Raw genomic sequence first — 18,121 nt, 5'->3', positions numbered from 1 at the left:
TAACTGTCTGGCTGCTGTTTTTTCGGACAAAAGGAGCAATTTTCGATGTTTTTCACTGTTAAAAAAGTCGTCGGCGGGATGTTGCTACCCTTGCCACTGCTGTTATTGCTCATGGCAGCGGGACTTTTGCTGCTCTGGTTCAGTCGCTGGCAAAAATGCGGCAAAATCATCATCTCTTGTAGCTGGTTGTTACTGCTACTGCTAAGTTTGCAGCCGATCGCCGATCGCCTGTTGTTACCATTGGAAAACCACTATCCCACCTGGAACGGTAACGAGCCGGTCGATTATATCGTGGTGCTCGGCGGCGGCTACACCTTCAATCCGAATTGGGCGCCGAGTTCCAATCTTATTAACAACAGCTTGCCGCGAGTGACGGAAGGTGTTCGGCAATGGAAGCGCTATCCGCAGGCGAAAATGATCTTTACTGGCGCAGCAGCGGGCAAAAATCCACGCAGCAGTGCCAGCGTGGCTGCCGAGGTAGCAGAGAGCCTTGGCGTTCCTCGTGAAGCGATTATTCAGCTGGATCAACCACGAGATACGCTTGGCGAAGCGCGGGCGGTAAAACAGGCGATTGGTGAACATCCGTTTTTGCTGGTGACATCTGCTAACCATTTGCCGCGTGCGATGCACTTTTTCCAGCGCGCAGGCATGAATCCGCTGGCAGCACCGGCAAATCAGCTGGCAGTAACATCGCCGTTAAACGGGTGGGAACGCGTTATTCCATCGCCAGTTTGGCTCGCCCACAGTGAACGTGCCGTTTATGAATCGCTGGGACAGATCTGGCAGCAGCTGCGCGGTGACGAACTTACCTCAACCCAGCCAGGGGAGTAATTGCGCGCGGGCATGATCAAAGCGCGGACGATCAAACTGTCCGCTGCTGACCAGCGTATCGACGCAGTCCCACAGCTGATACAACCAGCGTCGCCAAAGAAAACCCTCCGCCACAGGCGCACGCTGCAAATAGTGTTGCAGCAGCGAAGCTTCTGCCCCGCTATCTGCCAGCCGCATCAGATCGTATTCCCGCGGCGCCCAAAGGATATTTCCCGGCTGCATCATCGCAATCAGTTGGTCGCTGTGCGCATCTTTTAACACGCTGGCCAAACGTAAATTACCGTGCATCAACACGCAGGCATCGTTAAAACCGTTGAAAAAACGTGGAAGCAGCTGGCGACTGCGGAACAATATTTGACGATCTTCCATGGTGAAAAACGGTGGCGACAGATAACCCAACGTCGACCACAACACATCAACCCGTTGGCGATACCACGCTGGCCAGTTGTTTTCCTGCACGCTGTCTACGCTGCCGACTAAGCCCTGACTGTCGATGCGATGCCAGGCCAACACACCTTCCACAATCTGTTCGCACAGTTGTTCCCAGCGCGCAGCATTGCGCGTTGGAGCTTCTGCCGACACGCCATTAAAACGCGCCATCAGCAACATCTCATGCGCGGGCTTCTGCTGACTTAGCACCAAGCCAAATACCGCTGGCACGGCGATCAAACCATCGTGACCGAGCATGGTGAGTTTTTTGGCTTCCAGCGCAGCACGTCCCTGATGGCGAAAATACTTCGCTACCAGCGGCATCGGTTTACCGGCGTCATCATAGAGTGCGTACAGCCGCGTTTGCGCCTGCTCGCTGATGGTTTCGAGACGGCTGATGCTTTCACCCAGCACCAAGGCAAGTTCTGAACGGAGCTGTTCCATGCGATATCCTCCGATGTCAAAGGGCTAGAATATGCTGGAGGTGATGGCGACGCGAAACTTAGCGCCAGATCAAACTTTTAGGCCAGCGAGAGCCGCTGGCCGGTCGGAGATTAACCCTGCATAGCGAGACGAACGCGCTCAAGGTCTTCCGGCGTATCTACTCCAACACTTGGGATAGTTTTTGCCACCGCGACGTGAATTTTTTCACCGTACCACAGCACGCGTAACTGTTCGAGTAGCTCAATGTGCTCCAGCGGGCAGGGCTCCCACGCGATATAGCGACGGATAAAACCGGCGCGGTAGGCATAGATACCAATATGGCGCAGTAGCGTGTCGCCGATCTGCTCACGCGAACGAGCATAACGCTCGCGATCCCAGGGAATGGTGGCACGTGAAAAGTACAGCGCATACCCTTTCGCATCCATCACTACTTTCACTGCGTTCGGGTTAAAGGCCTCTTCAGCATCGGTAATTGGCACCGCCAGCGTAGCCATTCCGGCTTCAGACTGCGCCAGATTACCCGCCACCTGGCGTACAATTTCCGCCGGGATCATCGGCTCATCGCCCTGCACGTTGACGATAATAGTATCGTCAGCAAACTGGTATTTCTCGATCACTTCTGCCAGGCGTTCAGTGCCTGATTGATGATCGACGCGCGTCATGCATACTTCTCCGCCCGCCGCCGTCACCGCCGCAGCGACATCCGGATGATCGGTGGCGACAATCACACGATCGGCGCCCGATTCGCGCGCGCGTTCCATCACGTGCAGCACCATCGGTTTGCCCTGAATATCCACCAGCGGCTTGCCTGGCAGACGCGTTGAAGCGTAACGCGCAGGAATAATGGCCACAAAACTCATGGATGGATCTCTTCAACAGACAGCGTACGCGCTTCCACTTCCAGTAACACCGGAATACCATCGCGTACTGGATAGGCCAGGCCGTCGGGTTTACAGATCAGCTCTTGCTGCTCTTTGTTGAAATACAGTTTTCCGTTGCAAACCGGGCAGGCAACGATCTCGAGTAAACGGTGATCCATAATCTTCTCCTTTCAGGACCGCTTCAGGCGGTTAGCATATCATAATAGCGTGCGCGTTAATGACGCACTAAAGCCAGACTCTTTGCGGATTTATTCGCTGATCGACCAGCGATTTGACCAAGCCGCCAGAAGTTCTGCAGGCGCATTTTCGATCATCACTTCATTGGCACCTTGCCAATGAGCAAAGCGATTAATGGCTTTTTGTACATCATTGAGAAAAGCATTACTAACGCGCGTGCCCTGTTCCAGCCAGAATGTACGAATCACTAATTGCTGTGCCTGACGATCCATTTTGGCGTCAATACGCGCTTTTAGTGCCCCGCGGTGCAAAACTGGCAGGACAAAATAACCATATTTGCGCTTCTCTGCTGGCGTATAGCACTCAATGCGGTAATCAAAATTAAACAGCTCCAGCGCGCGCCGCCGATCCCAAACCACAGGATCAAAGGGCGATAGCAGAGCCGTATGTGTAGCAGAAAGCGGCTTTTCCAGCATTGGCAATAATGTGTGGTGTAACCACATTTCTCCCAGCTGCTCCACCTCAACACGGACAATCTCGCCGCGTGCTGCGGCATCGGCTAGCCACAACTTGAGCGGTGCATGCTTGAGGCGATAGTAATCCGCTAACCAACTGCCGCGGAAAATCCCGAGACTGCGTGCACTGTGATTCAACATTTGCATAACAGCCTCTGCTTCACTCAGCGCATGCTGTTCGTCAATCCAGTCTGGCATGACACGGCTATGCAGATCATAAACCCTTTGGAAGTTGCGCCGCTCGACTACCATCAATTCACCCGAACTGAACAAGTTTTCCAGATGACGTTTATGCGGCTTCCATGCCCACCAGCCAGGTTTAGTCTGTTTGTCATTACTGAAATCGGCAGCACGAACTGGTCCGTTGGCGGCAATGTGCTCCAGCACCTCAGCAATTTCCTGCTGATGCTTTGCCACCCAATCCGCGCTGTATTTCCAGCCAAGTCGCTGTGGCTGCAGCATACGATGGCGCAGCAAAGGATAATCTTCGAAGGGAATAAAACAGGCTTCATGCGCCCAATATTCAAACAACGCCCCTGACGCCAGCGCCTCTTCCAGCCAGTTGGCGGGGTAGTTACCAAGCCGGCTGAACAGCACCAGATAAGGGCTCCGCGCGACAACATTAATGGTGTCAATTTGCAGCAGCGACATCTGACGCACGGTCGCGTGAATATCGGCAAAGCGCGCGCGGCGGCCCAAAGGACGCAGCAGTCCCTGAGCGGCCAAATGGAGATGACGAGCAGTTTGCAGCGAGAGGGAAGCGGAAAGGTTCATGGCTTAATTCCCTTTCAGATGTTTAGCGCGAACGGGCTTCGCGTGCGGTGAGGCCGAGTTGGGTGATATCGTCTAACAGGGTTGCCACACTCGCTCCTTGCAGATGCGCATCGACTGGCAGATACCACCAATTGGGGCGAGCAAAGCTGCGGCACTTCACTGCATCTTTTTCCGTCATCAGCAAGCACTGTTCTGCCTGAGTCAAACGACGCAATTCGTCTTCGCTATAAGCATGGTGATCGGCGAAAGCAATTTCTGCCACCGGCTTAACGCCTTGCTGTTTAAGGGTATTGAAGAAGCGCGGTGGATGTCCAATACCAGCCATCGCCACAATTTCTGGCAGCTGTTCCAGCGAGGCGGTGGCGCCGCTAATCAGATTAACAGCCAGCCCGGGTTGTAATGTCATGGCAATTTCGTTGCTTTGCGTATCACCACCATTGAAGATTACGGCGTTGACCTCACGCAAACGGGAAGCGCGCTCGCGCATCGGTCCAGCCGGTAACCACCAGCCATTGCCAAAACGGCGTATGCCATCCACCACCACAATTTCGCGGTCGCGCTGTAATGCATAATGCTGCAGGCCATCGTCAGTGATGATCACATCAAGGTCGTGCACAGCAAGTAAGCCTTCGACCGCCAGACGGCGCTGCGGCGCAACCGCAACCGGCACCTGAGTACGCTGTGCGATTAACACCGGTTCATCGCCTGCTTGCGACGTTGCTGTCTCAGCGGTGACGAGCAGGGGATAACGTTCGGCTTTACCGCCGTAACCACGCGATACCACGCCAACACGTAATCCGCGTTGTTGCAGGGCCTGCACCAGCCAAATCACAACTGGCGTTTTACCATTGCCGCCGGCGGTAAGGTTACCCACTACAACTACCGGACAAGGCGCACGCCAGCTTTTACGCCATCCGCGTATAAAGCTAAGGCGAATCAGCCAGGTGATCGCCCCATACAGCAAACTTAGCGGCCAAAGCAGCAGCCATAACGGCGATCGCCCGCTCCAGATGCGTTCAATCATTGACCAAACTGCATCTTATGAAGTTGCGCATACGCGCCCTTCTGTTCCAGCAGAACGGTGTGAGTGCCGCGCTCTACAATGCGCCCATCTTCAACCACAACAATCTCATCGGCCTTTTCAATGGTCGACAGGCGGTGCGCAATAACCAATGAGGTGCGGTTTTTCTGCAACTCATCCAGCGCAGCCTGAATGGCACGTTCTGATTCGGTATCCAGCGCTGAAGTCGCTTCATCAAGAATCAAAATTGGGCAGTCACGCAGAAGCGCACGCGCAATCGCAATACGTTGACGCTGTCCACCAGAAAGCAGTACGCCGTTCTCACCAATGATCGTATCGAGGCCATTATCCATTTTCTGGATAAAGTCCATTGCGTGCGCCATGGTTGCAGCCTGTTCGATTTGCTCACGCGTATATTGGCCGTTACGAGCATAGGCGATGTTATTAGCAATGGTGTCGTTGAAAAGGTGCACGTTTTGAGAAACCAATGCCACCTGATTTCGCAACGAACGTAGGGTGTATTCACGCAAATCATGACCATCCAGCAGAATCTCACCGCTATCAATGTCATAAAAGCGCGTTAACAAGCTGGCCATTGTAGATTTACCGGAACCTGAGCGTCCTACCAATGCTACGGTTTTACCCGCAGGCAGCGACAGATTGATATCACGCAGCGCGGGAATATCACGACCAGGATAGGTAAATGTCACATTGCGGAATTCAACATCACCTTTTGCGCGTTCCAATTCACGCTTGCCATTGTCAACTTCCTGCTCGCTGTCGAGAATTGAGAACAGCGTCTGACAAGCAGCCATACCACGCTGGAACTGCGCATTGACGTTGGTCAGTGACTTCAGTGGACGCATCAAAGCGATCATGGAAGAGAACACGACAGTGATGGTACCGGCAGTTAACGTCTCCATTACGCTTGGGAAGCTGGCGGCATAAAGTACGAAAGCCAGTGCCAGCGATGCGATTAGCTGAATAATCGGATCAGAGATGGAGGAAGCCGACACCAACTTCATGCCTTGCTGACGCATTCTGTTGCTGACCTGAGAAAAACGCTTCGCTTCTACATCTTGCCCACCAAAGATCAGCACCTCTTTATGCCCTTTCAGCATCTGTTCAGCACTAGTGGTGACCTGACCCATGGTGTTTTGCATATTTTTACTGATGCTGCGGAAACGCTTTGAGACGGTGCGAATTGCAAAAGAAACGATGGGAGCCAGCACGATGAGAATCAGTGACAACTGCCAGCTGTAATAGAACATCATGATAAACAGGCCAATGATCGAAGCGCCTTCACGCACGACGGTAACCAGTGCACTTGAAGAGGAAGAGGCAACCTGCTCAGAATCATAGGTAATACGTGATAAAAGCGTACCGGTAGATTGCTGATCAAAGAAGGTGACTGGCATTCCCATCATATGACCGAATAAACGGCGACGCATGTTCATGACCACGTTGCCGGAAACCCATGAGATGCAATAACTGGAAATATAACTGGTCACGCCGCGTACCAGCATCAGGCCGATAACGACCAGTGGCATCCACAGCATTACGGATCTGTCAGCTTTACCGAAGCCATCATCCAGTAAAGGTTTCAACAGAGAGAGCATCAGGGTGTCGCCTGCCGCATTGATAATCAGCGCTATCGCTGACACATACAGGCCAGCCTTGTGGGGTGCAATCATCGGCCAGAGTCGACGGAATGTCTGCCACGTTGAGAGATCTTTATCTTGATGCATTATTTATTCACGCTGTTTGAAATAGCCGCTCATTCTACCTGGATTCGCGTTTGACGCCAAACCACTGATGATACCAGCGGGGCATTATTTGCTCTCGTAAGCCCTTAATTTGCCAATGCCCCTGTCTGATAGCGATATGAATCTGCCCTGATTGCCCCGTGTCGTACCACCTGTAACCCTGTTGACGATAGCGTTCTACCACCGCGGGTGCCGGCATACGCCAGGCGTTATAATGTGCCAGTGAAGCAAGTGCAGCCTGACCTGCAACATTACGTAACAGTAATGAACCTGAAGAGGTGCGACTGCCGTGATGTGGGACCTGTAAAAATGTTGCCTTCAGCGCATCATGTTCGAGTGCGACGATTTTTCTCTCCGCTTCTAACTCAATATCACCGGTCAGCAGCAGACTAATTTTACCGTCATCGACGTGAATAACACACGAATCGTTATTTTGCCCTTGCGTTTGATTTGCCGGCGGCCACAACGCCGTAAATTGCAATTTTCCCCACTGCCACTTTTGACCACGATGGCAGGGCAAGTGCCCCTCTTCCCCCAAGGCACTGCGAACTTTTATTGTTGGATTCGCGTTGAGCACTGAGTGTAGTCCACCACGGTGATCAAGATGTTTATGGCTCAGTATCAGTGAATGAAGCTTCCGTCCTTGATATTGCAGCCATGGCAGAAGCACGCGCGCACCGGCATCATCCTGCTTCCAGGCTGGGCCGACGTCATACAACACCACTTCTTTACCCTGTGTAATAGCAATGGCTAAACCGTGTCCTACATCAATCATGTCTATCTGCCAATCATCACGTTGCGCATTATTGCGCCAGACGATGATCGCGATGACCAGACTCAAGCAAGGCATTACGCTGCGATGTGCCAGCCCGCTACGCCAAAGCAGCATTCCCACCCAAAGCAGCACAATAGCGGGGAGCGTATCGCTCCATGCCCACCAGCCTGCAGGTAACGACTGCAGCCCACTCATCACTGTAGTAATCGAAAGATCAGCCAGGCTCCATAATCCACTTGATATAACCGGCGCAGGCAGCAGCATTGCCAGTAATATCAGTGGTACGGTGATGAATGACACCACCGGTACCGCCATCAAATTGGCCACTAACGCACTAAGGCTTAAGCCCTGGAACAGGAAAATTTGTAACGGTGCCATCAGAATCATCATGCCGAGCTGTAAATGCAGCAATTGGAGCAACAGCCATCGACGCTGCGTGCGAAAACGAGGCGGTAAAGCAAACCATTGATACCAGACGATCAACATAGCGACTGCAAGTGCCGATAACCAAAAACTCTCGGATAATACAGTTAGCGGATCAAGCGCCAGTAATCCGCCTATACATAATGTCCATACTTGCCAGCCAGTTAATTGCCAGCCGGCCGCGCGAATCCCGATCCATAGAATCAGCGCAACTATCGCACGCTGAGCCGGAGCGTGACTGCCTGACACCCAAGTGTAAGTCGCCGCAGTGATCACGCTCACCATGAGCGGAAATAGATAACCAATTAGATGGGCGGGTAAAATTACCTGAATAACACGTGCCAGTAGCCACCCAACGCTCGCGGCCAGCGCAATATGCATACCTGAGATCGCCATTAAGTGAGCAGTACCCGTTTCTCGCAGCAGTTGCCGCTGCTCTTCGGTCATGTTGGTGCGTATACCAAACGCCAGTGCCTGAATAATCCCGGGATGCTGAAGCGTTGCAAATGCGGGCCAATGGTAATTGATCAAGGCTGTCCGCCAGCTACAAGATAACGATTCTGACTGCTGGCCGATGATGCGCCCTTGCAGCGGCATATGATTAGACATAGCAAAGCGCTGAATATCAAACTCACCTTCATTTAATCTTCCATGGACAGGCCGCAACTTAAGTTTCATTTTCCAGCGTTGACCGGAACAGAATGATTGAATTAACGCTGCGTTGTTGAGCGTGACAAATACGGGAGGGAATTGATAACGATCGCCAACACGCAAAATTTGTGCCGTCAGTTGCTGCTTTTCTTCGCGAACCTCTGTAATACGGACAGTCGCCTCTATGGGAGCGGCAGCCAATAACTCGATTGTATTGACCATGTGCCGCGCCTCAAACATCGCCCAGGATAACAGTAATAGAGCCACACCCATCATGCGCAGCAAGCCATTTGGCGTTACTCCTAATAGCAATGCAAAACCTGCTATAGCCACAATCACGCTGGTTTCGGGTATTTGCGGCAGGACGCCTAATGGTAATGCTGACACAATCATCATTCTGGCCAGCACAATCCAACTTATTCGCATTGGTACTCTCCCTTAGTGGGAAAGATTGTGCGGTTAACAGGAAGAGATTGCTCCTCGGGAAAATTAGGATACAGAGGTGAATTCAGAAATTTATAACGGTATTACAGCTAAAGTAGCAATGCTTTGAGGGCAGACTCTCAATACTGAAGATTTAAGCAAAAAAAAACGACACTCAAGAGTGTCGTTTTTATCGTTCGGTAACGGCTTAGCCGTAAATATTCGCACGGTCACGCAATTCTTTGCCCGGCTTAAAGTGGGGAACGTATTTACCTTCCAGATCCACTTTATCACCCGTTTTCGGGTTACGACCCGTTCGTGGTGCGCGGTAATGCAAAGAAAAGCTGCCGAATCCCCGGATTTCAATGCGCTCGCCCTGTGCCAACGTAGTGGCCATGTGCTCAAGCATCTCTTTGACCGCATCCTCAACGACTTTCGCCGGAATATGAGTATGCTGTCCAGCAAGTCTTTCAATCAGTTCTGACTTGGTCATGTAACCTCCGGTTAATCCTTATTTGGAAAGGTATGACAGCTTTTACCGAAACCGGACGACTTGCATCGTCCGGTGCCTTAGGTCGATTACTCGCCTTTAGCCGCTTTGAACGCTTCAGCCATTGCGCTAGAGAAGTTGCTGCCTTCATCCTGTTTGGTGTTAACAGTGTTGATAGCTTCTTTCTCATCAGCCTGGTCTTTAGCACGAACAGACAGGCTCACAACGCGGTTCTTACGGTCAACGCCGGTGAATTTAGCTTCAACGTCGTCACCAACGCTCAGAACCAGAGTTGCGTCTTCGATGCGGTCCAGAGAAGCTTCAGAAGCGCGCAGGTAACCCTCTACGCCGTCAGCTAATTCTACTGTAGCACCTTTCGCGTCAACTGCAGTGACTTTACCAGTCACGATAGCGCCTTTCTTGTTCAGGGTGATGTAGTTGTTGAATGGATCTTCAGCCAATTGCTTCACACCCAGAGAGATGCGCTCGCGCTCTGCATCAACCTGAAGTACAACGGCAGCGATTTCGTCGCCTTTCTTGTACTCACGAACGGCTTCTTCGCCAGTCGCGTTCCAGGAGATGTCAGACAGGTGAACCAGACCGTCGATGCCACCGTCCAGGCCGATGAAGATACCGAAGTCAGTGATTGACTTGATTTTACCTTCAACACGATCGCCTTTGTTGTGGGTCTCTGCGAACAGCTGCCATGGGTTAGATTTGCACTGCTTCAGACCCAGGGAGATACGACGACGCTCTTCGTCGATGTCCAGAACCATTACTTCAACCACGTCGCCTACGTTAACAACTTTAGACGGATGGATGTTTTTGTTGGTCCAGTCCATTTCAGAAACGTGTACCAGACCTTCAACGCCTTCTTCGATTTCTACGAAGCAGCCGTAATCAGTCAGGTTGGTTACACGACCGGTCAGCTTGGTGCCTTCCGGATAGCGCTTAGCGATAGCTACCCACGGATCTTCGCCCAGTTGTTTCAGGCCCAGAGATACACGGGTACGCTCGCGGTCGAACTTCAGCACTTTAACAGTGATTTCGTCGCCCACGTTGACGATTTCGCTCGGATGCTTAACGCGTTTCCAAGCCATATCGGTAATGTGCAGCAGGCCGTCAACGCCGCCCAGATCCACGAATGCACCGTAGTCAGTGAGGTTCTTAACGATACCTTTAACTTCCATGCCTTCCTGCAGGTTTTCCAGCAGCTGATCGCGTTCAGCGCTGTTCTCAGATTCAATAACTGCACGACGTGAAACCACGACGTTGTTACGTTTCTGATCAAGCTTGATTACTTTGAATTCAAGCTCTTTGCCTTCCAGGTGCAGAGTATCGCGAACCGGACGAACGTCTACCAGTGAACCTGGCAGGAACGCACGAATACCGTTCAGCTCAACTGTGAAGCCACCTTTAACTTTGCCGTTAATAACACCGGTAACAGTTTCAGCGTCTTCGTAAGCTTTTTCCAGCGTGATCCAAGCTTCATGACGTTTAGCTTTCTCACGGGACAGCAGGGTTTCACCGAAGCCGTCTTCTACTGCGTCCAGCGCAACGTCAACTTCGTCACCTACCTGGATTTCCAGTTCGCCGGCTGCGTTCTTGAACTGCTCTGCAGGAATTGCAGATTCAGATTTCAGACCCGCATCAACCAGGACTACGTCTTTGTCGATAGAGACAACAACGCCACGAACGATGGAACCCGGACGGGTTTCGATTTCTTTCAGGGACTCTTCAAAGAGTTGAGCAAAAGATTCAGTCATATTGATAATCTTAGGATTCTTCAATTTAACGTCCACCTGACGTCATTGTCGGATGGGGTTGTTTCACATGCCCAGCACCGGGTCCTTGGTACAAGGTTACAACAATTCGATTGCCGAAAGATTAAATGCCCAGCTTTTGCCTGGCATAATCAAGCGCCTTTTCAATCACTTGCTCAATAGACATACTGGTTGAGTCCAGTACCAGAGCATCAGTGGCAGGCACTAAAGGTGCAATGGCACGATTACGATCGCGGTCATCACGTTCCTTTATCTCGGATAAAAGGCGATCAAAGTTAACATTAAAGCCCTTCTCCTGCAACTGTAGCATACGGCGATGCGCCCGCTCTTCCGAGCTAGCGTCGAGGAAAATTTTTACTGGCGCGTCAGGGAAAACTACTGTCCCCATGTCACGTCCATCGGCGATTAAACCGGGTTCTTCGCGGAAGGCGCGCTGGCGTCGCAGTAATGCCTCGCGCACTCGCGGAAAAGCAGCAACGCGTGATGCGGTGTTGCTCACTTCTTGCGTGCGGATTTCACCGGTAACGTCTTCACCTTCCAGTACCACCTGCATTTCACCCTCAACCGACAAAAAACGCACATCGAGGTGTGCCGCCATCGGCACTAATGCTTCTTCGGATTCAATATCCACCTGATGATGAAGTGCGGCCAATGCTAAAACGCGATAAATAGCGCCAGAATCCAGTAAGTGCCACTGCAACGACTCCGCCATCGCTTTACATAAAGTCCCTTTACCCGCGCCACTTGGCCCATCAATGGTAATAACCGGGGCGATTGCCGTCATTGTTCTCTCCTGTTGCTGCGTGCTTATTTTCAGCCCTTCCAGGCCGCCTGGAATGCGCGGCATTATACGCTGCCCGCATCAGGTTGGTTACCCTTTAGCGTAGACAGCGCTAGAAATATAGACAGATTCAGAAGAATTTCCGCCTGATAAGGCCAAAAGTTAGCAAAGAAACCCGGCGCAGCGCACCGGGTTAGAAGATCAGGACGTGCTGCTAATTTTCGCCAATTGCTCGAAGTAGCTTGGGAAGGTTTTCGCGGTACAGCCGGGGTCAAGGATCGTTACTGGCGTATCGGAAAGCGCCACCAGCGCAAAACACATCGCCATGCGGTGATCGTTGTAGGTGCCAATATCTGCGTGTTGCAGTTTCGCCGGTGGTGTGACACGAATAAAATCATGCCCTTCTTCAACTTCAGCACCAACTTTGCGCAATTCAGTCGCCATGGCGGCAAGACGATCGGTCTCTTTTACGCGCCAGTTATAGATGTTACGCATCAGCGTGGTGCCTTGTGCAAACAGCGCTGTCGTGGCAATCGTCATCGCCGCATCGGGAATATGATTCATATCCATATCAATGGCAGTAAGCGAACCACGCGTACAAGAAATGTAGTCATCGCCCCACTCAATCACCGCGCCCATCTTTTCCAACACATCAGCAAAATGGATGTCGCCCTGAACGCTGTTGCGACCAATACCGGTTACGCGCACCGTACCACCTTTGATGGCTGCCGCAGCGAGGAAGTACGAGGCGGAGGACGCATCACCTTCCACCAGATAATCACCCGGAGACTGGTACTGTTGCTGTCCTTTTACCACAAATCGCTGGTAATTCTGGTTATCAACTTCGACGCCGAAGCTACGCATCAGGTGCAGCGTGATATCAATATAAGGCTTGGAAACCAGGTCGCCCTTAATAGTAATAACTGTATCTTGCTGCGCCAGCGGCGCGGTCATCAGCAATGCAGTGAGAAACTGACTCGAAACGCTGCCATCTACGCTAACTTCACCACCCACAAAGCCACCATTGAGACGCACTGGCGGATAATCAGTCTGCTCCAGATAATCGATGTTGGCTCCGCCTTGACGCAGTGCATCAACCAGATGACCGATTGGGCGTTCTTTCATGCGCGGCTCGCCCGTCAGGACGATTGATTGTTGGCCCAAACAGAGCGCAGCAGCCAATGGGCGCATCGCTGTACCAGCATTACCAAGGAATAATTCGAGGGGTTGTTCAGCACGCAAAGGCCCCGCGTTACCCACCACTTCGCATACAGTGCGATCGGCAGAGAGCGTGAAGCTGACACCCAGCGCTTTTAGCGCGTTCAGCATGTGTTTAACGTCATCGCTATCAAGTAAGTTAGTTAAACGCGTAGTGCCGTTTGCCAGCGCGGCCAGCAATAGTGCGCGGTTCGAGACGCTTTTTGAACCCGGTAGGTTTACCGTGCCGTCAACGTGGGCAATCGGTTGTAGAGTCAGGGAGTCCTGCATGTGAAACTAAATCTCCAGAAAATACGAAACCCCATCATATGACGGGGTCTGATACCAGACAGGCTGGCATGAAAAAAGTCGTTAACCGTGGCGACGTTCGAAATCAACCATAAACTCAGTTAGTGTTTTGACGCCTTCCAGCGGCATCGCATTGTAGATTGATGCACGCATACCGCCAACCACGCGGTGGCCTTTCAGTGCGTGCAGGCCCGCGTTGAGGGACTCATCAAGGAACACTTTATCCAACGCTGAATCCGCCAACTGGAATGGCACATTCATACGAGAACGGTTTTCGGTCGCTACATCGTTACGATAAAACGCGCTATTATCAATCACACCGTACAACAAATCGGCTTTGGCCTGATTCAGCTTATCCATCTCAGCAACGCCGCCCTTCTCTTTCAGCCATTTGAATACCAGACCAGAGAGATACCAGGCGAAAGTCGGCGGGGTGTTAAACATCGATTCGTTTTCTGCCAACACTTTGTAATCAAGAATAGATGGCACATAACGCTGCGCTTTACCCAGCAAATCTTCACGCACAACCACCAGCGTTAAACCCGCTGGTCCAATATTTTTTTGCGCGCCAGCATAGATTACGCCATAGCGATTGATATCAATCGGACGCGACAAAATAGTAGAGGAGAGATCCGCAACCACAACCTTATTGCCAAAATCCGGCTCTTCATCAATGGCAATACCGTCAATAGTTTCATTCGGACAGAAGTGGACATAAGCTGCATCGTCGCTCAACTGCCATTCACGCATAGGTAATAAAGCACGCTTACCATCACGCGTGGTTTTTACATTAATGGTCTTAGGTGAGCAGAATTTTTCGGCTTCCTTGATGGCGCTATGAGCCCAGTAACCACCATCTATATAATCTGCCGTTTTAGCCTCACCCAATAAGTTACCGGGAATAGCAGCGAACTGCGCGCGGGCACCGCCGTGGCAGAACAAAACTTTGTAGTTGGCTGGGATCTTCAGCAGATCGCGAAAATCTTGTTCTGCCGCTTCCGCAACCGCAATAAACTCTTTGCTGCGGTGACTGATCTCCATCACCGAGGTGCCTAACCCGTGCCAGTTTGTCAGTTCTTGTTCTGCGCGACGGAGCACTTCTACCGGCAGCATAGCCGGGCCAGAGCTAAAATTATAAACCTGCGTCATTTCCCCTCACCACTGTCATATCGAACGGTTATGAATACCCCATCGGTTTTATCATTGCCTCCAGATGGCTGCAATCATTAATCCGGCAGCGATCACATTTCCAGAGCCAGCCCCACCGCAGCTTATGTCATAAATGCATTAAGCTGCGGAATTTTGTGAGGTGGCTTATGAAACAAGAACCCAGGTGTTAAAGGGAGTAAATGCCGTTACCAGACTCAGATAAATTTGGCGGACTGAATAGCGAAGCACGTGTAAAACCCGTATTATTGCGCGCTTTACGCCCACCCCATTGACTTGAGAGAGCGCCACCATGACGCAAACGTTTATCCCCGGTAAAGATGCCGCACTGGAAGATTCCATTGCACGCTTCCAGCAGAAACTGCAAGACCTTGGTTTCAATATTGAAGAAGCTTCCTGGCTGAATCCGGTACCACACGTCTGGTCAGTGCACATTCGCGATCGCGACTGCCCGCTCTGCTTTACTAACGGTAAAGGTGCCAGCAAAAAAGCGGCATTAGCCTCAGCGCTGGGCGAATATTTCGAACGTCTCTCAACCAACTATTTCTTTGCTGATTTTTGGTTGGGCAAATCCATCGCCAATGGCGATTTTGTACACTATCCGAATGAAAAGTGGTTCCCGCTCACAGAGGATGACAGCCTGCCGGAAGGCATTCTGGATGCGCGCCTGCGCAAATTCTACGATCCTGATGAGAGCCTGGGTGCCTCTGAGTTAATTGATCTGCAATCTGGAAATAGCGAGCGCGGCATTTGCGGCCTGCCATTTACCCGTCAATCTGATCAGCAAACGGTTTATATCCCGATGAACATCATCGGTAACCTGTATGTCTCAAATGGCATGTCAGCTGGTAACACCGCAAACGAAGCGCGTGTACAAGGCTTATCTGAAGTGTTTGAGCGTCATATCAAGAACCGCATCATCGCCGAGTCCATCAGCCTGCCAGAAATTCCTGAAGCAGTAATGCAGCGTTATCCGGGAGTGATAGAAGCGATTGAGCGTCTGGAAGCAGAAGGTTTCCCTATCTTCTCTTATGATGCTTCACTGGGCGGCAAATATCCGGTTATCTGCGTCGTGTTGTTCAACCCGGCGAACGGCACCTGCTTTGCCTCTTTCGGCGCACATCCGGACTTTGGCGTTGCGCTGGAGCGGACGGTAACTGAGCTATTGCAGGGCCGCGGTCTGAAAGATCTCGACGTGTTCACGCCACCTACATTTGATGATGAAGAAGTAGCTGAACACGCTAACCTGGAAACTCACTTCATCGACTCTAGCGGCCTGATCTCATGGGATATGTTTAAAGAAGATGCCGATTATCCATTCGTCGACTGGAGCTTTGCGGGTACGACTCACGAAGAGTTTGATACTTTGATGGCCATCTTCCGTGCGGAAGATAAAGAAGTTTACATTGCCGATTACGAACATCTGAGTGTTTACGCCTGCCGCATCATCGTGCCTGGCATGTCCGACATCTATCCGGCAGAAGATCTACTCCTGGCAAACAACAGTATGGGTGCACCGCTGCGCGAGACGCTGCTCGCGTTGCCAGAGAGTCAGTGGGAACCTGAAGCCTATCTCGATCTTATTGTTCAGTTAGATGAAGAAGGTCACGATGACTTTACTCGCGTGCGTGAACTGCTGGGTCTGGCGTCGGGCAAAGATAATGGCTGGTATACGCTGCGTATTGGCGAGCTAAAAGCAATGCTGGCACTCGCTGGCGGTGATTTGGATCAGGCGTTGATCTGGACTGAATGGACGATGGAATTCAACCAGTCGATCTTTAGCGAAGAACGCGCTAACTATTATCGCTGCCTGCAAACTTTGCTGTTACTGGCGATGGAAGAAGAGCGTGACCCACTTCAATACCATCGTGCTTTCACACGTATGTATGGTGAAGCAGCCGTAGATGCTGCTTCAGCCGCGATCAGTGGTGAAGCGCCATTCTATGGATTGCAAGCCGTCGATCTGGACCTTAAAGCCTTCCCTGCTCATCAATCACTGTTAGCCGCTTATGAAAAATTACAGGCAGCTAAACGTCGTTACTGGTCACAAAAATAATTATCCCTCTTTAATTTTTTAGTTGGATAATTCACGTAACGTAAATGGCACTGAGTAAGATCAGTGCCATTTTTTTAATCAAAAAATTAAAGAAGCATAAAACTTTATATTAAATAACAATTCAGCTTTAATCGTTAATGATATTTAACAAAACCAAGCCTGCATCACAACTCACTTCAACTTATTTTGCATAAATTAAAAATTATTTATTCTATTAATTTCAATATCTTAATTTAAAATCACCTTACTAGTCGCTTCGCTTAGCGCCTACCTTCCGGTCAAATATGATCCACGTCAATTTCTGACCTATACTCCTTTGTTAGTATCTTTACAGGCAATTTTTGGAGAGCGTTAGTGTGAAAGCTGACAACCCTTTTAATTCATTATTACCGGCGGCAATGGCAAAAGTTGCAGAAGAAGCCGGCATATATAAAGCAACCAAACATCCTTTAACCACATTCTTCCTTGCCATTACTGCTGGCGTATTTATCTCAATTGCATTTGTCTTCTATATCACTGCGACTACCGGAAGTGGAGCGATGCCTTATGGCATAGCAAAATTGATAGGCGGCATCTGTTTCTCACTCGGTTTGATGTTGGTAGTGGTTTGCGGTGCTGACCTGTTCACCTCAACCGTATTGATAGTGGTAGCGAAAGCCAGCGGACGAATTACCTGGTTGCAACTGGGCCGACACTGGCTGACCGTCTATATCGGCAATCTGTTCGGTGCACTATTCTTTGTAGCACTCATCTGGTTAGCTGGTGAACACATGGTGGCAAATGGTGCATGGGGTTTAAACGTTCTGCAAACTGCTGACCATAAAATGCATCACACCTTTATTGAAGCCGTCAGTCTCGGCACGCTCGCCAACCTTATGGTTTGCCTCGCTGTGTGGATGAGTTATTCCGGCCGCAGTTTGATGGATAAGATGTTCGCGATGATTTTACCGGTGGCGATGTTTGTTGCCTGCGGCTTCGAACATAGCATCGCCAACATGTTCCTGATCCCAATGGCCATCGTTATTCGCGATTTCGCCAGCCCAGAATTCTGGCAAATGGCCGGTGCAAGCGCAGCTCAATTTCCTTCACTTAGCGTTAGCGATTTCATTCTTAACAATCTTATTCCCGTGACCATCGGCAACATTATTGGCGGCGGATTGTTAGTAGGTTTGACCTACTGGGTAATCTATCTGCGTGGCAATGAGCCGGTGCATTAATGAATTGGTA

15 protein-coding genes are annotated in these 18,121 nt (G+C 50.9%); 3 read left to right on the top strand and 12 right to left on the bottom strand.

Annotated features, from left to right (window positions below; all coding sequences use genetic code 11):
• Nucleotides 1-45 precede the first annotated feature (45 nt).
• The gene (gene elyC / locus AC790_RS04475; protein ID WP_049851023.1) at nucleotides 46-831 is read left to right on the top strand and encodes an envelope biogenesis factor ElyC; all 786 of its coding nucleotides are present in this window, start codon (nucleotides 46-48) and stop codon (nucleotides 829-831) included.
• Here the strand turns inward: elyC and AC790_RS04470 are convergent.
• The 12 genes from AC790_RS04470 to serC all read right to left on the bottom strand — a co-directional run bounded on the left by AC790_RS04470 (nucleotide 811) and on the right by serC (nucleotide 14,820).
• A complete protein-coding gene (locus AC790_RS04470) occupies nucleotides 811-1,704 on the bottom strand; it encodes a YcbJ family phosphotransferase (protein ID WP_049851022.1) in 894 nt (297 codons plus the stop codon). The two genes, elyC and AC790_RS04470, sit on opposite strands and share 21 nt — an antisense overlap.
• A 110-nt stretch (nucleotides 1,705-1,814) precedes the next feature.
• Nucleotides 1,815-2,564: a 3-deoxy-manno-octulosonate cytidylyltransferase gene (gene kdsB / locus AC790_RS04465; RefSeq protein WP_049851021.1), complete on the bottom strand. Its 750-nt coding sequence runs from the start codon at nucleotides 2,562-2,564 to the stop codon at nucleotides 1,815-1,817.
• Complete coding sequence (locus AC790_RS04460) at nucleotides 2,561-2,743, bottom strand: Trm112 family protein (protein ID WP_007887424.1); 183 nt, start codon at nucleotides 2,741-2,743, stop codon at nucleotides 2,561-2,563. Before AC790_RS04460 ends, kdsB begins: the two co-directional genes overlap by 4 nt.
• A 90-nt stretch (nucleotides 2,744-2,833) precedes the next feature.
• Complete coding sequence (locus AC790_RS04455) at nucleotides 2,834-4,051, bottom strand: winged helix-turn-helix domain-containing protein (RefSeq protein WP_049851020.1); 1,218 nt, start codon at nucleotides 4,049-4,051, stop codon at nucleotides 2,834-2,836.
• A gap of 22 nt (nucleotides 4,052-4,073) precedes the next feature.
• Complete coding sequence (lpxK, locus tag AC790_RS04450) at nucleotides 4,074-5,075, bottom strand: tetraacyldisaccharide 4'-kinase (RefSeq protein ID WP_049851019.1); 1,002 nt, start codon at nucleotides 5,073-5,075, stop codon at nucleotides 4,074-4,076.
• A complete protein-coding gene (gene msbA, locus AC790_RS04445; RefSeq protein ID WP_007887429.1) occupies nucleotides 5,072-6,820 on the bottom strand; it encodes a lipid A ABC transporter ATP-binding protein/permease MsbA in 1,749 nt (582 codons plus the stop codon). The genes lpxK and msbA overlap by 4 nt, the downstream gene beginning before the upstream one ends.
• Nucleotides 6,821-6,854: 34 nt before the next feature.
• Nucleotides 6,855-9,113 carry a DNA internalization-related competence protein ComEC/Rec2 gene (locus AC790_RS04440; RefSeq protein ID WP_049851018.1) on the bottom strand — a complete coding sequence of 753 codons (2,259 nt, stop codon included), beginning with the start codon at nucleotides 9,111-9,113 and terminating at the stop codon, nucleotides 6,855-6,857.
• 205 nt (nucleotides 9,114-9,318) lie between these two features.
• Nucleotides 9,319-9,603: an integration host factor subunit beta gene (gene ihfB, locus AC790_RS04435; protein ID WP_003849360.1), complete on the bottom strand. Its 285-nt coding sequence runs from the start codon at nucleotides 9,601-9,603 to the stop codon at nucleotides 9,319-9,321.
• Nucleotides 9,604-9,689: 86 nt separating this feature from the next.
• Entirely contained in the window at nucleotides 9,690-11,366 is a 1,677-nt protein-coding gene (gene rpsA, locus AC790_RS04430) for a 30S ribosomal protein S1 (RefSeq protein WP_049851017.1), read from the bottom strand.
• Nucleotides 11,367-11,487: 121 nt separating this feature from the next.
• Entirely contained in the window at nucleotides 11,488-12,168 is a 681-nt protein-coding gene (gene cmk / locus AC790_RS04425) for a (d)CMP kinase (RefSeq protein WP_007887471.1), read from the bottom strand.
• A 198-nt stretch (nucleotides 12,169-12,366) separates the two neighbouring features.
• Entirely contained in the window at nucleotides 12,367-13,653 is a 1,287-nt protein-coding gene (aroA, locus tag AC790_RS04420) for a 3-phosphoshikimate 1-carboxyvinyltransferase (RefSeq protein ID WP_049851016.1), read from the bottom strand.
• Between the two features lie 81 nt (nucleotides 13,654-13,734).
• Complete coding sequence (serC, locus tag AC790_RS04415) at nucleotides 13,735-14,820, bottom strand: 3-phosphoserine/phosphohydroxythreonine transaminase (protein WP_049851015.1); 1,086 nt, start codon at nucleotides 14,818-14,820, stop codon at nucleotides 13,735-13,737.
• 310 nt (nucleotides 14,821-15,130) lie between these two features.
• On the opposite strand from serC, the gene ycaO reads away from it, so the two are divergent.
• Both ycaO and focA read left to right on the top strand, forming a co-directional pair.
• On the top strand, nucleotides 15,131-16,894 hold the full coding sequence (gene ycaO / locus AC790_RS04410) for a 30S ribosomal protein S12 methylthiotransferase accessory factor YcaO (RefSeq protein ID WP_049851014.1): 1,764 nt from the start codon (nucleotides 15,131-15,133) through the stop codon (nucleotides 16,892-16,894).
• A 356-nt stretch (nucleotides 16,895-17,250) separates the two neighbouring features.
• Nucleotides 17,251-18,111 carry a formate transporter FocA gene (focA, locus tag AC790_RS04405; protein WP_049851013.1) on the top strand — a complete coding sequence of 287 codons (861 nt, stop codon included), beginning with the start codon at nucleotides 17,251-17,253 and terminating at the stop codon, nucleotides 18,109-18,111.
• Nucleotides 18,112-18,121: the final 10 nt, after the last annotated feature.

Source organism: Pantoea sp. RIT-PI-b, from assembly GCF_001187905.1.
In the GTDB taxonomy this organism is placed as follows: Bacteria; Pseudomonadota; Gammaproteobacteria; order Enterobacterales; family Enterobacteriaceae; genus Pantoea; species Pantoea nemavictus.
This window is presented reverse-complemented; position numbering and strand designations above follow the sequence as displayed.

Bases quoted from the DNA above. Each gene is read 5' to 3' on its own strand.
- aroA (WP_049851016.1), bottom strand. From the start codon at position 13,653: ATGCAGGACTCCCTGACTCTACAACCGATTGCCCACGTTGACGGCACG.
- rpsA (WP_049851017.1), bottom strand. From the start codon at position 11,366: ATGACTGAATCTTTTGCTCAACTCTTTGAAGAGTCCCTGAAAGAAATC.
- ycaO (WP_049851014.1), top strand. From the start codon at position 15,131: ATGACGCAAACGTTTATCCCCGGTAAAGATGCCGCACTGGAAGATTCC.
- cmk (WP_007887471.1), bottom strand. From the start codon at position 12,168: ATGACGGCAATCGCCCCGGTTATTACCATTGATGGGCCAAGTGGCGCG.
- AC790_RS04455 (WP_049851020.1), bottom strand. From the start codon at position 4,051: ATGAACCTTTCCGCTTCCCTCTCGCTGCAAACTGCTCGTCATCTCCAT.
- msbA (WP_007887429.1), bottom strand. From the start codon at position 6,820: ATGCATCAAGATAAAGATCTCTCAACGTGGCAGACATTCCGTCGACTC.
- lpxK (WP_049851019.1), bottom strand. From the start codon at position 5,075: ATGATTGAACGCATCTGGAGCGGGCGATCGCCGTTATGGCTGCTGCTT.
- AC790_RS04440 (WP_049851018.1), bottom strand. From the start codon at position 9,113: ATGCGAATAAGTTGGATTGTGCTGGCCAGAATGATGATTGTGTCAGCA.
- serC (WP_049851015.1), bottom strand. From the start codon at position 14,820: ATGACGCAGGTTTATAATTTTAGCTCTGGCCCGGCTATGCTGCCGGTA.
- elyC (WP_049851023.1), top strand. From the start codon at position 46: ATGTTTTTCACTGTTAAAAAAGTCGTCGGCGGGATGTTGCTACCCTTG.
- kdsB (WP_049851021.1), bottom strand. From the start codon at position 2,564: ATGAGTTTTGTGGCCATTATTCCTGCGCGTTACGCTTCAACGCGTCTG.
- ihfB (WP_003849360.1), bottom strand. From the start codon at position 9,603: ATGACCAAGTCAGAACTGATTGAAAGACTTGCTGGACAGCATACTCAT.
- AC790_RS04470 (WP_049851022.1), bottom strand. From the start codon at position 1,704: ATGGAACAGCTCCGTTCAGAACTTGCCTTGGTGCTGGGTGAAAGCATC.
- AC790_RS04460 (WP_007887424.1), bottom strand. From the start codon at position 2,743: ATGGATCACCGTTTACTCGAGATCGTTGCCTGCCCGGTTTGCAACGGA.